The organism is Pseudomonas sp. PDM03 (genome assembly GCF_014852385.1).
GTDB classification, from domain to species: Bacteria; Pseudomonadota; Gammaproteobacteria; order Pseudomonadales; family Pseudomonadaceae; genus Aquipseudomonas; species Aquipseudomonas migulae.
Genome location: NZ_JACVBM010000002.1, coordinates 232,202 through 246,742, shown reverse-complemented (window position 1 = coordinate 246,742; position 14,541 = coordinate 232,202). Strand labels below are relative to the sequence as shown.

The window sequence follows — 14,541 nt, the reverse complement described above, 5'->3', positions numbered from 1 at the left end:
CATGCCATCGACCCCTTTTCGTCAGTCCCTGCGTCGCCTCTGGGCGCTGGATAAATTCAGCTACAGCGTACGGGTGTTCATCGCCCTGACCGGCAGCATGGCGCTGTGTTGGTATCAGGATGAAATGGGGCTGCTGATCCCGTTGTTCCTGGGGATCATCGCCAGCGCCCTGGCCGAAACCGACGACAGTTGGCAGGGCCGCCTCAATTCGCTGGCTGTAACGCTGGTTTGCTTCATCGTCGCGGCCCTGTCCGTCGAACTGCTCTTCCCCTACCCCGTCCTGTTCATCATCGCTTTCGCATTGGCCGCTTTCTGCCTGACCATGCTCGGTGCGCTCGGCGAACGTTATGGCGCGATTGCCTCGGCGACGTTGATTCTGTCGGTCTACACCATGATCGGCGTGGACCAGCGCGGCGGCGCAGTGACCGATTTCTGGCACGAACCGGTGCTGCTGGTGGCCGGCGCGGCCTGGTACGGTTTGCTTTCGGTGTTGTGGCAGGCGATGTTTTCCAACCAGCCGGTGCAGCAGAGCCTGGCAAGATTGTTCCGCGAACTGGGCTTCTACCTGAAGCTGAAATCGTCGCTGTTCGAGCCGATCCGGCAGATGGACGTGGAAGCGCGCCGACTGGAACTGGCCCAGCAGAACGGTCGGGTCGTGGCGGCCCTGAACGCTGCCAAGGAAATCATTCTGCACCGGGTCGGCAACGGTCGACCGGGCTCGAAAGTCAGCCGTTACCTGAAGCTCTACTTCCTCGCTCAGGACATCCACGAGCGCGCCAGCTCCTCGCACTATCCGTACAACGCGCTGGCCGACGCCTTTTTCCACAGCGACGTGCTGTTCCGCTGTCAGCGCCTGCTGCGCCAACAGGGCAAGGCTTGCCGAGCGCTGGCGGAGTCGATCCAGATGCGCCAGCCATTCATCTATGACGCCAGCTTCGCCGAAGCCCTCAGCGACCTGCACGCGTCCCTTGAACACCTGCGCATCCAGAGCAACCCGGCCTGGCGCGGACTGCTGCGCTCCTTGCGCGCCCTGGCCGCCAACCTCGGCACCCTCGACCGGTTGCTCAGCGATGCGAGCAACCCCGACGCCCTCGCCGACGCCACCGACAGCAGCCTGCTCGACCGTTCGCCACGCAGCCTCAAGGATGTGTGGATTCGCTTGCGCACGCAGCTGACGCCGACCTCGCTGCTGTTCCGCCATGCCCTGCGTTTGCCCCTGGCGTTGAGCATCGGCTACGGCATGGTGCATTTGATTCACCCGTCGCAGGGTTACTGGATCATCCTCACCACGCTGTTCGTCTGCCAACCGAACTACGGCGCGACCCGCCGCAAGCTCGGTCAGCGGATCATCGGCACCGCCATCGGCCTGACCGTGGCGTGGGCGCTGTTCGATCTGTTCCCGAACCCGCTGATCCAGTCGTGCTTCGCCATCGCCGCCGGCGTGGTGTTCTTTATCAACCGGACCACCCGTTACACCCTGGCCACGGCCGCGATCACGCTGATGGTGCTGTTCTGCTTCAACCAGGTCGGCGACGGTTACGGCCTGTTCCTGCCGCGACTGTTCGATACCTTGCTCGGCAGCCTGATCGCCGGCCTGGCGGTGTTCCTGTTCCTGCCGGACTGGCAGGGCCGACGCTTGAACAAAGTGCTGGCCAACACCCTCACCTGCAACAGCATTTACTTGCGCCAGATCATGCAGCAATACGCCGCCGGCAAGAGCGACGACCTGGCTTATCGCCTGGCCCGGCGCAACGCGCACAACGCCGATGCGGCGCTCTCGACGACGCTCGCCAACATGCTGATGGAGCCGGGGCATTTTCGTAAGGAAGCGGATGTCGGGTTCCGTTTCCTGGTGTTGTCGCACACCTTGCTCAGCTATTTGTCAGGACTGGGTGCGCATCGTGAAACCCAACTGCCGGCGGACGTGCGCGAACAATTGATTGAAGGGGCCGGCGTGAAACTGGCGGCGAGCATCGATGAAATCGCTCAAGGGTTGGCGAGCAAACTGCCGATTGCGATTCAGAGTGATGAGGAAGAGGCGCTGGCCAATGAGCTGGAGCAGATGCCGGATGAGATCGATGAAGGGCAGCGATTGGTGCAGACGCAGTTGGCGTTGATCTGTCGGCAGTTGGGGCCGTTACGGACGTTGGCGGCGCATTTGATCAAGGACACTGGCGAGGATTGAGATGTGTGGTGAGTGGGCCGGCCTCTTCGCGGGCAAGCCTCGCTGCTACAGGGTTCGCGATACCTGTAGGAGCGAGCGGTGCGGCGATCCGACTTGCCAGCGAAGAGGCCATCAGCAACACCCCAAAAACTACATCCCGTGCTGCTTCATCAACTGCTCATAACTGCCATCCGCTTTCATCTCCGCAATCTCACGGTCGAAACCGGCCACGATCTCTTCATGGTGCGGATTTTTCAGGCTGACCAGAATGTGCAGGCTGTTCTCGCTCAACGGCTTGGGCAGGAACTCCACGGCATTGCGCACCTTGGCGGACTCCCGGGCCAGGTAATAACGCGCGACGTATTCGTCTTCCAGCGTCAGCTTGACCCGATCGGCAGCGACCATGCGCACGGCCATGGCGAAGCTGTGCACCGGGACCTTCTGCAGCGAGGCGTCCTCATCGAACGCCGGTGAATAGGCGTAACCGCGTACCACTGCAATCGGGTAAGTGTGCAGCTGCTGCAGGTTGTTGTATTCGATCGGTGCGTCCTTGCGCTTGAGAAAGCGCACGCGGTTGAGCAGGTACTCGCCGGAAAACCGGCCGAGCCTGGTGCGCTCTTCGGTATACCAGGCATTCACCAGCACATCGTAACGGCCTTCGCCCACACCCATCAGGGCGCGTGCCCAGGGCACCTGTTCAAAGTCACTGGCATAGCCGGCTCGCGCCAGCGCGGTGCTGACAATGTCCGTCGCCAGGCCGCCATTGAGCAGCGTCGCATCAGTAAAGGGTGGCCAGGCATCGGCTACCAGTCGCAGCTTTTCCGCTGCCGCGCTCTGAGTCAGCAACAGCAATCCGATCAAGGCCAAAGCTCGATGCAATCGCGGCATGCTCGAAAATCCTTAGCGGGCGGCTGCCCGACGTGTTTTCAGCCAAAACTCCAAGGCCCCGTAACGGCGAAACCCAGGTACCAACATTAGCTCATCGAAGCCACTGCACAGCGCTTCACCCCAGATTACACAAAGAAGACAACGCCGCGCGAATTGAATGATGGCATTTTGGCCTTTGTCACAGATTTCTCTGCCATAAAGACATCTTTCGCCCAGGCGATTAGTATCGGAGCGACTAGGTCAACGGAATGTGAAGATGACAATCGATTGGATCTGCAAGCACCACAGTGATCTGGGCAAAGAGCAGCTGTACGCCATTCTGCAGCTGCGCTCAGAGGTTTTCGTTGTGGAGCAGAAATGCGTCTATCAGGACGTGGACGGCCAGGATCTGGAGGGTGACACCTGCCACTTGATGGCCTGGGACGGCGATCGGCTGGTGGCGTACCTGCGCTTGCTCGACCCGGAATTACAGGGTGGCGACGTGGTGATCGGCCGAGTGCTTACCGCCCCGCAAGCGCGCGGCAAAGGGTTGGGTCATGAGCTGATCGCCCTGGCGTTGAAGCAGGCTGGGAAGCGTTGGCCTGATGTGCCGGTTTATCTGTCGGCGCAGGCGCATTTGCAGGGGTATTACGGGCGGTACGGGTTTGTCGTGGCGGGCGAGGAATACGTGGAAGATGGCATTCCGCATATCGGGATGCGTCGTTCTTGAGGGCCTCTTCGCGGGCAAGTCGGATCGCCGCACCGCTCGCTCCTACATGGACTTCATTGTTTCTGTAGGAGCGAGGCTTGCCCGCGAAGGCATCAGCCGCAACACCGCAGGAGCTAGGGATATTCCAACACCGCTTTAATCTGCCGCAGATTCCGCTCGATCCACCCCCGATCAATCGCTCCCCACTCGCGAATCCGATAACGCCCCGCATGGTTGCGCGCGCCCTCTTCCTGCTCGAACTCGCAAACGATATCCAGATCCGCCAACGCCGCAATGGTGTCCTGCGCCGTGCGCCGGGGCATGCCGGTCACGTCGGTCAATGCCGGGACGCTGCTGGCCAGCCCACTGTCGATCAGGTACGCCACGTACAAACGGCGATAGAAACTGCTCTTGGTCTTGCTCACGTCCATCCACACACTCCTTGGCTACTGCATTTCCCGCCACGTCAGGTACACCCGCAAATCGAATTCGACCTGGTGATACCCCGGCAACATGTGTTCGCACAGCTTGTAGAACGCCTTGTTGTGATCCGATTCCTTGAAGTGCGCCAGCTCATGCACCACGATCATCTTCAGAAACTCGCAAGGCGCCTCCTTGAACAGCGAGGCCACGCGAATTTCTTTCTTGGCCTTGAGTTTGCCGCCCTGCACCCGCGAGATCGTGGTGTGCAGGCCGAGGGCGCGGTGGGTCAGGTCCAGACGGTTATCGAACAACACTTTGTCGATGGCCGGGGCGTTACGCAGGTATTCCTGCTTGAGGTCCAGGGCATAGGCATACAGCGCCTTGTCACTCTGCACGTCGTGCTTTTGCGGGTAGCGTTTGTCCAGGTAATCGCCCAGCCGACCTTCGGTGATCAGCCAGCGCACCTGGTCCTGCAACTCTACGGGATAGGCCTGAAGGTATTTCAACGCGGTCATCGGGATAGGCAACATCAATTACTGAAAGGTCGCCAGTGTAGCGAATTCAGTCGATCAACGTGCTCCAGTCGAACGGCCGCACAAAGTCGCCGACGTCCTCGGCCATCATCGGCCGCGCCACCAGGAAACCTTGCACGTACTCGCAACCATTGGCTTGCAGCCATTCATATTGCGCGATGGTTTCCACGCCTTCGGCGATCACCAGCATCCCGTACTGCTTGCACAGGTCGATCACATTGCGCACCAACGCCGCATCCCGCGAAGAGTCCGGCAACCGGGCGATTACATGCCGGTCAAGCTTGAGCGTGTCCAGTTCCAGATCCCGCAGATGCGACAATGAGCACGGCCCGGAGCCGAAATCATCCAGCGCCACTCGCACTCCCAGATTGCGCAGCAGGCGCAGTTGTTTGCGGGTTTCATCGGGGTTGAGCATCAAGGCCTCTTCCGTGACCTCGACCTCCAGATGCCGCGCCTGCAAGCTGTGGCGCTCCAGCACCTGACGCAACTCAGTGACCAGATTGGGCATGCCGAACTGTGTACTGCTCAAGCTGACGCCCAGCACCAAGTCTTCGGCAAACAAGGTTTCCCAGGCTTTGCGTTGCCCGGCGCCGCGATGATAAATCCAGCTGCCCAGGCGACTGATCAACCGCGCTTCTTCAAGCAACGGCAAAAACAGCCCCGGCGGCACGTCGCCGACGCTCGGATGCTGCCAGCGCAGCAGGGCTTCGAACCCGCGAATCTGCCCTCCGGCAATGGCCACCTGCGGTTGATACACCAGATTGAAATCGCGATTTTCGATGGCGGTGCGCACACTTTCTTCGAGCATCAGCCGTGAGCGCGCCCGACCGTTCATGTCATGGTCATAGAAGCGATATTGCTGACGCCCGGCACGCTTGGCTTCGTACATGGCGATGTCGGACGCTCGCAGCAGACCATCGAGATTGGCCCCGCAATCCGGATAGGTGGCGATGCCGATGCTGGCGCCGAGGGCGATATCCAGCCCATCGATCTGCTGACAGATCGACACCCGCTCAATCAGCTTCTCGGCAATCTTGGCCGCTTGCTCGGGGAACTCCAGATCAAGCAGCGCCGTGAACTCATCGCCGCCCATGCGCGCCAGAATGTCGAAGGGTCGCAAGCAAGCCTTCAATTGTTCGGACACCCAGCGCAACACGCGGTCGCCGGCATCGTGACCAAGGGAATCGTTGACCCGTTTAAAACCGTCGAGGTCGAGGTACAGCAACACCCAGGCGCTGTCGTTACGCTCACCGCGCAGCAGCAGGTTTTCCACGGTCTGATAGAAACCACGGCGATTGAGCAGGCCAGTCAACGGGTCGGTCACCGCCTGGAATTCCAGCTGCTGATGCAGATGACGCACCACCGACATGTCGAGCACCGTCACCACCATCGCGTGTTGCTCGGTTGGTAGTGGCGCACATGAAAGTGCGACAGGCACCTGCTGGCCCGGCGCCGTACGCAATAGCGCATCGTGCAGGCGCAGGGTTTCGCCGCGCTTGTAACCGGCCAGCAGTTCGGAATCGGCCCAGATCGGAATATGCGGCTTTTGCAGATAATCCAGAAACTCTTTGCCTTGCAGGTCTTGCACCGTGGCGTTGAGCAGTCGCGACATCGCCGGGTTGGCAAAGCGAATCAACCCGTCCTCGCCGACCACCAGGATGCCTTCGGCGGCGTTGTCCAGCACCGAGGCGTTGAAGGCGCGTGCGACTTCCAGATCATGGCTCAGGCGCTGCAACGCCCGGCGATTGCGCTGATGCTCGAGCAGCGCCTGGACTTTGGGCTTGAGAATCTGCGGGTCGAACGGTTTGAACAGGTAATCCACCGCACCACTGGCGTAGCCCTTGATCACGGCATCCTGGGACTGTTCGTTGGCGGTGAGGAAAATGATCGGTGTGAGACAGGTGCGTTGACTGCCGCGCATCAGGCGCGCCACTTCAAAGCCGTCCATGCCCGGCATCTGCACATCCAGCAGTACCAGGTCGATATCGTGTTCGAGCAGAAGGCCAAGCGCTTCGAAACCGGACGCAGCAGTGATGACCTGCCAGTCCTGGCGTTGCAGCAACGCGCGCATGCTGATCAGGTTTTCAGGGTAATCATCGACGATTAAAAGGGTTGAGCTGCCTTCGGCTGGCGTGGGTTGCGCGCATTCCATGCTGCTTCTCTATGTCGGGGCGTCAGGCCGGTTTCTCGTGAAAACCGGACAAATGTTACGTCTTCACTCTAGACCGGGATTCGCGAAAGCAGAAGATATCAGTACGCCATCATTTAACTAAAGGGTTCATTGCCCGACTAACGGTCACCTCTACAGACCGCTAAAACCGGGAAAGATGGCCTTTTAACAGGATTTTGACGTCATCCATTTGTCAGACAGACGTTAACAAAATAGCTTTCAACGCTTATAAAGACCGCCCTCAAAGGCGCGTGCTAGAGCTTCTGGTACGTCCGTGCAGCAAAATTCGTGGAAGCTTTGCCTATGATCGATCTCGCATCCTGGAACCTCAGTGTTCCCGTCGGCAACCCGCCGTACACCGTTGAAACGACCAAACTGGTGAATGGGTTCAAGGATCAATACTTCCACTCCGACACTGGCACACTGTTTTTCTGGTCGCCGGTGACCGGCACAAAAACCGAAAACGCTAAGTATCCCCGCACCGAACTGCGGGAAACCTACAGCAACGGCACCCTGAAAAACTGGTACTACCCGGACGCCGACAATTCCCTGCGCGCCACCCTGGCGGTGAACCAGGTGCCGAGCTCCGGCAAAATCGTCATTGGCCAGATCCACGCCTATGAAAGCCAGAAACCCATGGTGAAGGTCGAGTATCAGTACAAGACCACCACCAAGACCGGCAACATCGTCGCCAAAGTGCGCATGCACCCCGATGACGACGTAGGCCGGGTAATCACCATCGCCACCGGCGTGAAACTGGATCAGGAGTTCTCCTACCTCATCCACCTCAGCCCTGGCGGTGCGCTGGGCATCAGTGCCGCGGGTTATCAGTGGGACACCAACATCAGCGCCACGTGGCGGGTCAAACCGCTGTACTTCAAGGCCGGGGTGTATGTGCAGGACAACACCGGGTACACCAGTGAAGGCGGTAAAGTGACATTTAGCAAACTGGATATTGATCACGATAAGTGACGTGAATCGCAGGTGAACTGTGGGAGCGAGCCTGCTCGCGATGGCGGAGTGTCATTCAACGTGGAAGTCGCCTGACACTCCGTCATCGCGAGCAGGCTCACTCCTACAATGACCGCATTTAACACAGAGTTATCGCCCATAAAAAAACCCGCCTCTCGGCGGGTTTTTTGTGCGACTCAAACGCTGAAGGCTTAGTTAACCTTGGCGTTCAACTCACCTTTCAGGTAACGCTGATACATCCCTTCCAGCGAAATCGCTTTGATCTTCGAAGCGTTGCCGGCAGTACCGAAGGCTTCGTAGCGAGCGATGCACACGTCACGCATTGCAGTGACAGTCGCGCCGAAGAACTTACGCGGGTCGAATTCGCTCGGGTTGGTGGCCATCAGGCGACGCATCGCACCGGTGGATGCCAGGCGCAGGTCGGTGTCGATGTTGACCTTGCGCACGCCGTGCTTGATGCCTTCGACGATTTCTTCAACCGGTACGCCGTAGGTTTCTTTGATGTCGCCGCCGTACTGGTTGATGATCGCCAGCCACTCTTGCGGAACCGAAGACGAACCGTGCATTACCAGGTGGGTGTTCGGAATGCGTTTGTGGATTTCTTTGATGCGGTCGATGGCCAGCACGTCGCCGGTAGGCGGCTTGGTGAACTTGTACGCGCCGTGGCTGGTGCCGATGGCGATGGCCAGGGCGTCGACTTGAGTGCGTTTGACGAAGTCGGCAGCTTCTTCCGGGTCGGTCAGCATCTGGCTGTGATCCAGAACGCCTTCAGCGCCGATGCCGTCTTCTTCACCGGCCATGCCGGTTTCCAGCGAACCCAGGCAGCCCAGCTCGCCTTCTACCGAAACGCCGCAGGCGTGAGCCATGGCAACGGTTTGTTGGGTAACACGGACGTTGTAGTCGTAGTCGGTCGGCGTCTTGCCGTCTTCGCCCAGGGAGCCGTCCATCATGACCGAGCTGAAGCCCAGCTGGATGGAGCGCTGGCAGACGTCAGGGCTGGTGCCGTGGTCCTGGTGCATGCACACCGGGATGTGCGGGAATTCTTCGATTGCCGCCAGGATCAGGTGACGCAGGAACGGTGCGCCGGCGTATTTGCGAGCACCGGCCGACGCCTGGACGATCACCGGGGAGTCAGTCTTGTCAGCGGCTTCCATGATGGCGCGCATCTGCTCAAGGTTGTTGACGTTGAAGGCTGGAACGCCGTAGCCGAACTCGGCTGCGTGGTCCAGCATCTGGCGCATGCTGATAAGTGCCATTGTGTGTGTCTCTCCCGGTTTGGGTCGTTAATCGTGCCAGCCTGCCGGAGCGGCGGCGGCTATTCAAGTTATTGCAGATCGGGGGTCAGCCCGGCCTGCGAATTCGGTATTACGCTACTGACCTGCACATCCCCTGTAGGAGCCGGCTTGCCGGCGATGGCGTCCGCACAGACACCACACGCCTCAAGGGCCTCATCGCTGGCAAGCCAGCTCCTACAGAGGTTGCTTCGGCCGTTGTTATTCGGCTTTACAACCGCGGCCGATCAAATCGTTGGTGGCGACCCAGTAAACCAGGCCTTCCTCACCTTTTATGTGAAACGCCAGCATGTCGTTGCTGTACAGCGAACCTTCGGCGCCCGGCTCGAGCTTCAGGCGATAGACCTGATCGGCCCCACCGAGGCGCACGTCGACGGCCTTACGGCTGTCATCAGTGTAGCGCCAGACCACTTTGGCCTGGCTGTCGCAGGTCCAGGTGGCCCAGCTGTCCGTCGATTGGGCCGGCTTGAACAGGTCAAAATTCGAGCAACCTGCCAGCAGCACCAGCGCCGTAATGGCGATAAAACCTTTCATCCGTGTTCCTCGACTGACGGCGCACGCTGCCAGCCCTGAGTAAGGAGTCAGACCCGTCAAGGACAACCATGTTCCTTGGCGGGGGTCTGTGTTTCGTATTTGTCCAGGCCATCAGGCCCGGAACGCTTGTTGAGCACCGGGTTGGTTTCCGCTTGCCAGTCAGCCTGGTAGCAGCTTTTTTGTACCGATTGCGGCGCAGGTTCCGGTGCGGCCTTCGGGTTACTCCCGCAAGCCGCCAGTGAACCGGCGACGATCAACAGCGCTAGCGTCTTGACCATCTGAACACTCCTTTGCCTGGTCAAATCAGCGACCTCAGGCCTTGGCCCGACTTTCCAGGACTTCTACGGCCGGCAACACTTTGCCTTCGACGAATTCGAGGAATGCGCCGCCGCCGGTAGAAATGTAGGAGATCTGCTCGGCAACGCCATATTTATCAATGGCCGCCAGGGTGTCGCCGCCGCCCGCGATGGAGAACGCCGAGCTTTCGGCGATGGCCTGGGCCAAGACTTTGGTGCCGTTACCGAACTGGTCGAATTCGAACACGCCGACCGGGCCGTTCCACAGGATGGTCTTGGACGACTTCAGCAGCTCGGCGAAATTCGCCGCAGTCTGTGGGCCGATGTCGAGGATCATGTCGTCTGCCGCCACATCGGCGATCAGCTTGACGGTGGCGGTGGCGCTTTCAGCGAATTCCTTGGCGACCACCACGTCGACCGGCAGCGGCACGCTGACTTTCGCGGCGATGGCGCGAGCGGTGTCCAGCAGGTCCGGCTCGTACAGGGACTTGCCGACCGGGTGACCGGCTGCGGCCAGGAAGGTGTTGGCAATGCCGCCGCCGACGATCAGCTGGTTGCAGATCTGGCTCAGGCTGTTCAGCACGTCGAGTTTGGTCGATACCTTGGAACCGGCAACGATGGCTGCCATTGGTTGAGCCGGAGCGCCCAGGGCTTTGCCCAGCGCGTCCAGTTCAGCGGCCAGCAACGGGCCCGCGGCCGCGACTTTGGCGAACTTGGCCACGCCGTGGGTCGAACCCTCGGCGCGGTGAGCGGTGCCGAAGGCGTCCATCACGAACACGTCGCACAGGGCGGCGTATTGCTGGGCCAGTTCGTCAGCGTTCTTTTTCTCGCCCTTGTTGAAGCGCACGTTTTCGAACAGCACGATGTCGCCGGCCTTGACGTCAACGCCGCCCAGGTAATCGGCAACCAGCGGCACTTCGCGGCCCAGGGCCTTGCTCAGGTAGTCAGCGACAGGCTTGAGGCTGTTCTCGGCCGAGAACTCGCCTTCGGTCGGGCGGCCAAGGTGCGAGCAGACCATCACGGCCGCGCCTTTTTCCAGGGCCAGCTTGATGGTCGGCAGCGAGGCCAGGATTCGCGCATCGCTGGTGACAACACCGTCCTTGACTGGGACGTTGAGGTCTTCGCGGATCAATACGCGCTTACCTTGCAGATCGAGGTCGGACATCTTCAACACGGTCATGGGTCGCACTTCCTACGGTTTTTTTGAAGTTGCTGTTTGCAGATAGTGTTCTGCAACGTCCAGCATTCGGTTGGCAAAACCCCATTCGTTGTCGAACCAGGCCAGGATGTTCACCAGCCGTGGGCCGGAAACTCGGGTCTGACTGGCATCGACGATCGCCGAATGTGGGTCATGGTTGAAATCACAGCTTGCGTGAGGCAACTCGGTGTAGGCCAGCAGACCTTTGAGCGGGCCGCTGGTGGCAGCCTCGCGCAGAATCCGGTTGACCTCGGTGGCGTCGGTATCGCTCACGGTCTGCATCGTAATGTCGAGGCAAGACACGTTCACCGTCGGCACCCGCACGGCTTTGGCCTGAATTCGCCCGGCAAGTTCCGGCAACAGGCGCTCGATGCCACGCGCCAGACCAGTGGACACCGGAATCACCGACTGAAACGCCGAACGCGTGCGGCGCAGGTCTTCGTGGTGATAGGCGTCGATCACCGGCTGATCGTTCATCGCCGAGTGGATGGTGGTGATCGACACGTATTCCAGGCCGATGGCCTGATCCAGCAGGCGCAACAGCGGTACGCCGCAGTTGGTGGTGCAGGATGCGTTGGACACCAGCAGCTCGTCGCCGGTCAGGCAATCCTGGTTCACGCCGTAGACGATGGTGGCGTCGACATCCGCCTCGCTGGCCATCGGCTGGGAAAACAGCACGCGTGGCGCGCCGGCGTCGAGGAAACGCTGGCCGTCTTCACGGGTGTGGTAAGCGCCGGAGCACTCCAGCACCAGATCGACGCCCAGGGACGCCCAATCGATGCCTTCGGGGGTGGCACTGCGCAGGACCTTCACGCAGTCGCCATTAATATGCAGACAATCGCCGTCGACCTTCACCTCGCCGGGAAAACGCCCGTGCGTGGAGTCGAAGCGTGTCAGGTATTCGATGCTGGCCATGTCCGCCAGATCGTTGATCGCGACAATTTCAAACCCGGCCGCCGAGCCTCGCTCAAACAACGCACGCAAGACGCAACGACCAATCCGGCCGTAGCCGTTGAGTGCAACTTTGTAGGGACGCGGTTGAGGCATGGGGTTCTCGATAATTCGCAGCCAGACGTCATTCTTATATTCAACACACCCCTTGTAGGAGCTGGCTTGCCAGCGATGACGTCATCAGCTTCAACATAAATGTTGCCTGACCGGGCGCCATCGCTGGCAAGCCAGCTCCTACAGGGGATTGCGGTGATCATGAGACCACCGCGTCGTGCTTAGTCTTCCAGCAGCTCTTCAGCCTGACCCAGGATGTTTTCCAGGGTGAAACCGAACTCTTCGAACAAGGCTGGCGCAGGCGCCGACTCGCCGTAGGTGGTCATGCCGATGACGCGACCTTCCAGGCCCACGTACTTGTACCAGTAGTCCGCGTGAGAGGCTTCGATGGCGATACGGGCGCTGACCTGCAACGGCAGGACCGATTGCTTGTAGTCGGCGTCCTGGGCATCGAACACGCTGGTGCACGGCATCGAAACGACGCGCACTTTGCGACCCTGCTCGGTCAGCTTGTCATAAGCCTGAACCGCCAGGCCGACTTCGGAACCAGTGGCGATCAGGATCAGCTCAGGCTCGCCTGCACAGTCCTTCAACACGTAACCGCCACGGGAGATCTCTTCGATCTGAATCGCGTTGCGGGTTTGGTGCTGCAGGTTCTGACGCGAGAAGATCAAGGCCGAAGGACCGTCCTTGCGCTCCAGCGCGCACTTCCAGCTCACCGCCGATTCCACGGCGTCGGCTGGACGCCAGGTGTCGAGGTTTGGCGTGCAGCGCAGGCTGGCCAGTTGCTCGATAGGCTGGTGAGTCGGGCCGTCTTCGCCCAGACCGATGGAGTCGTGGGTGTAGACGTGGATCACGCGCTGCTTCATCAAGGCCGACATGCGCACAGCGTTGCGGGCGTATTCCATGAACATCAGGAAGGTCGCGCCGTAAGGCACCAGGCCGCCGTGCAAGGCAACGCCGTTCATGATGGCGGTCATGCCGAACTCGCGTACGCCGTAGTACATGTAGTTGCCGCTGGCGTCTTCAGCCGTGACGCCTTTGCAGCCTTTCCACAGGGTCAGGTTGGAACCGGCCAGGTCAGCGGAGCCGCCGAGGAACTCAGGCAGCAGCGGGCCGAATGCATTGAGAGCGTTCTGGCTGGCTTTACGGCTGGCAATGGTTTCGCCTTTGGCAGCGACTTCAGCGATATAAGCATCGGCTTTCTCGGTGAAGTCGGCCGGCAGATCACCGCTCAGACGGCGAATCAGTTCGTTCGCTTCGGTCGGGAAAGCGGCGGAGTAGGCAGCGAAACGCTGGTCCCACTCGGCTTCGGCAGCGCGGCCGGCTTCCTTGGCGTCCCACTCGGCGTAGATCTCGGCCGGGATTTCGAACGGACCGTGGTTCCACTTCAGCGCAGTACGGGTCAGTGCGATTTCCGCGTCACCCAATGGGGCGCCGTGGCAGTCTTCTTTACCTTGCTTGTTCGGCGAACCGAAACCGATGGTGGTCTTGCAGCAGATCAGGGTCGGCTGCGCGCTTTTGCGAGCGGTCTCGATGGCGATCTTGATCTCTTCAGGATCATGACCGTCGACGTTGCGGATCACCTGCCAGTTGTAGGCTTCGAAACGCTTCGGCGTGTCATCGGTGAACCAGCCTTCGACTTCGCCGTCGATGGAGATGCCGTTGTCATCGTAGAAGGCGATCAGCTTGCCCAGGCCCAAAGTACCGGCGAGCGAGCCGACTTCGTGGGAAATGCCTTCCATCATGCAGCCATCACCCAGGAAAACGTAGGTGTGGTGATCAACGATGTTGTGGCCCGGACGGTTGAACTGCGCCGCCAGGACTTTTTCAGCCAGGGCAAAACCCACGGCGTTGGCCAGACCCTGGCCCAGTGGACCGGTGGTGGTTTCAACGCCCGGGGTGTAGCCGAGCTCCGGGTGACCCGGGGTGCGGCTGTGCAGTTGACGGAATTGCTTCAGGTCATCGATCGACAGGTCGTAGCCGGTCAGGTGCAGCAGCGAGTAGATCAGCATCGAGCCGTGGCCGTTGGACAGCACGAAGCGGTCACGGTCGGCGAACGATGGATTGCTCGGGTTGTGCTTCAGGTAGTCACGCCAAAGTACTTCGGCGATATCCGCCATACCCATCGGGGCACCGGGATGGCCGCTGTTGGCTTTTTGCACGGCATCCATGCTGAGGGCACGAATGGCGTTGGCACGCTCACGACGGCTGGGCATCGCTGATCTCCTAGGGTTTGAATAAAACGAAACGGAAAAAAGGCGAGCATTTTCCCTCACAGGCATGCCTCGCGGCAATGACAGATAGTCATCTGAAGGCGTTTTTCCAATGGATAAAGACGGTTTCGGCTGGTGAAACCTTTCTGCTATTCGTTTGTA

General features: G+C 60.1%; 13 protein-coding genes. 3 read left to right on the top strand and 10 right to left on the bottom strand.

What is annotated here, in order from left to right; all coding sequences use genetic code 11:
• The first annotated feature begins 1 nt into the window (after position 1).
• A complete protein-coding gene (gene yccS / locus IB254_RS06025; protein WP_192227573.1) occupies positions 2–2,185 on the top strand; it encodes a YccS family putative transporter in 2,184 nt (727 codons plus the stop codon).
• A gap of 129 nt (positions 2,186–2,314) precedes the next feature.
• Here yccS and IB254_RS06020 read toward each other — a convergent pair whose 3' ends face one another.
• A complete protein-coding gene (locus IB254_RS06020) occupies positions 2,315–3,052 on the bottom strand; it encodes a substrate-binding periplasmic protein (protein ID WP_192416746.1) in 738 nt (245 codons plus the stop codon).
• A 256-nt stretch (positions 3,053–3,308) separates the two neighbouring features.
• Here IB254_RS06020 and IB254_RS06015 point away from each other — a divergent pair, with 256 nt between their 5' ends.
• On the top strand, positions 3,309–3,761 hold the full coding sequence (locus tag IB254_RS06015; RefSeq protein ID WP_008044754.1) for a GNAT family N-acetyltransferase: 453 nt from the start codon (positions 3,309–3,311) through the stop codon (positions 3,759–3,761).
• 113 nt (positions 3,762–3,874) lie between these two features.
• Here IB254_RS06015 and IB254_RS06010 read toward each other — a convergent pair whose 3' ends face one another.
• From IB254_RS06010 to IB254_RS06000, 3 genes are read right to left on the bottom strand one after another with little or no spacing between them, the layout of a single operon-like run.
• Positions 3,875–4,171, bottom strand: a complete 297-nt coding sequence (locus IB254_RS06010; protein ID WP_008033286.1) for a winged helix-turn-helix domain-containing protein — start codon at positions 4,169–4,171, stop codon at positions 3,875–3,877.
• A 15-nt stretch (positions 4,172–4,186) separates the two neighbouring features.
• Positions 4,187–4,678 (bottom strand): YgjP-like metallopeptidase domain-containing protein, encoded by a 492-nt coding sequence (locus IB254_RS06005; protein WP_032832888.1) that lies wholly within the window; start codon positions 4,676–4,678, stop codon positions 4,187–4,189.
• A 46-nt stretch (positions 4,679–4,724) separates the two neighbouring features.
• A complete protein-coding gene (locus IB254_RS06000; RefSeq protein ID WP_192416745.1) occupies positions 4,725–6,848 on the bottom strand; it encodes a putative bifunctional diguanylate cyclase/phosphodiesterase in 2,124 nt (707 codons plus the stop codon).
• A gap of 321 nt (positions 6,849–7,169) precedes the next feature.
• Here IB254_RS06000 and IB254_RS05995 point away from each other — a divergent pair, with 321 nt between their 5' ends.
• The gene (locus tag IB254_RS05995; protein ID WP_192416744.1) at positions 7,170–7,838 is read left to right on the top strand and encodes a polysaccharide lyase family 7 protein; all 669 of its coding nucleotides are present in this window, start codon (positions 7,170–7,172) and stop codon (positions 7,836–7,838) included.
• A gap of 191 nt (positions 7,839–8,029) precedes the next feature.
• Here the strand turns inward: IB254_RS05995 and fba are convergent, their stop codons facing one another.
• The 6 genes from fba to tkt form a co-directional block, all read right to left on the bottom strand.
• Positions 8,030–9,094, bottom strand: a complete 1,065-nt coding sequence (fba, locus tag IB254_RS05990) for a class II fructose-bisphosphate aldolase (protein WP_007981624.1) — start codon at positions 9,092–9,094, stop codon at positions 8,030–8,032.
• A gap of 237 nt (positions 9,095–9,331) precedes the next feature.
• Positions 9,332–9,664, bottom strand: coding sequence for an MliC family protein (locus tag IB254_RS05985; protein WP_192416743.1), 333 nt, complete (start codon positions 9,662–9,664; stop codon positions 9,332–9,334).
• A 56-nt stretch (positions 9,665–9,720) separates the two neighbouring features.
• The gene (locus IB254_RS05980) at positions 9,721–9,942 is read right to left on the bottom strand and encodes a hypothetical protein (RefSeq protein WP_008033291.1); all 222 of its coding nucleotides are present in this window, start codon (positions 9,940–9,942) and stop codon (positions 9,721–9,723) included.
• A 34-nt stretch (positions 9,943–9,976) separates the two neighbouring features.
• Positions 9,977–11,140 carry a phosphoglycerate kinase gene (locus IB254_RS05975; protein ID WP_192416742.1) on the bottom strand — a complete coding sequence of 388 codons (1,164 nt, stop codon included), beginning with the start codon at positions 11,138–11,140 and terminating at the stop codon, positions 9,977–9,979.
• 12 nt (positions 11,141–11,152) lie between these two features.
• A complete protein-coding gene (gene epd / locus IB254_RS05970) occupies positions 11,153–12,205 on the bottom strand; it encodes an erythrose-4-phosphate dehydrogenase (RefSeq protein WP_008033294.1) in 1,053 nt (350 codons plus the stop codon).
• Between the two features lie 179 nt (positions 12,206–12,384).
• Positions 12,385–14,382, bottom strand: a complete 1,998-nt coding sequence (gene tkt, locus IB254_RS05965) for a transketolase (RefSeq protein WP_192416741.1) — start codon at positions 14,380–14,382, stop codon at positions 12,385–12,387.
• Between the last annotated feature and the right edge of the window lie 159 nt (positions 14,383–14,541).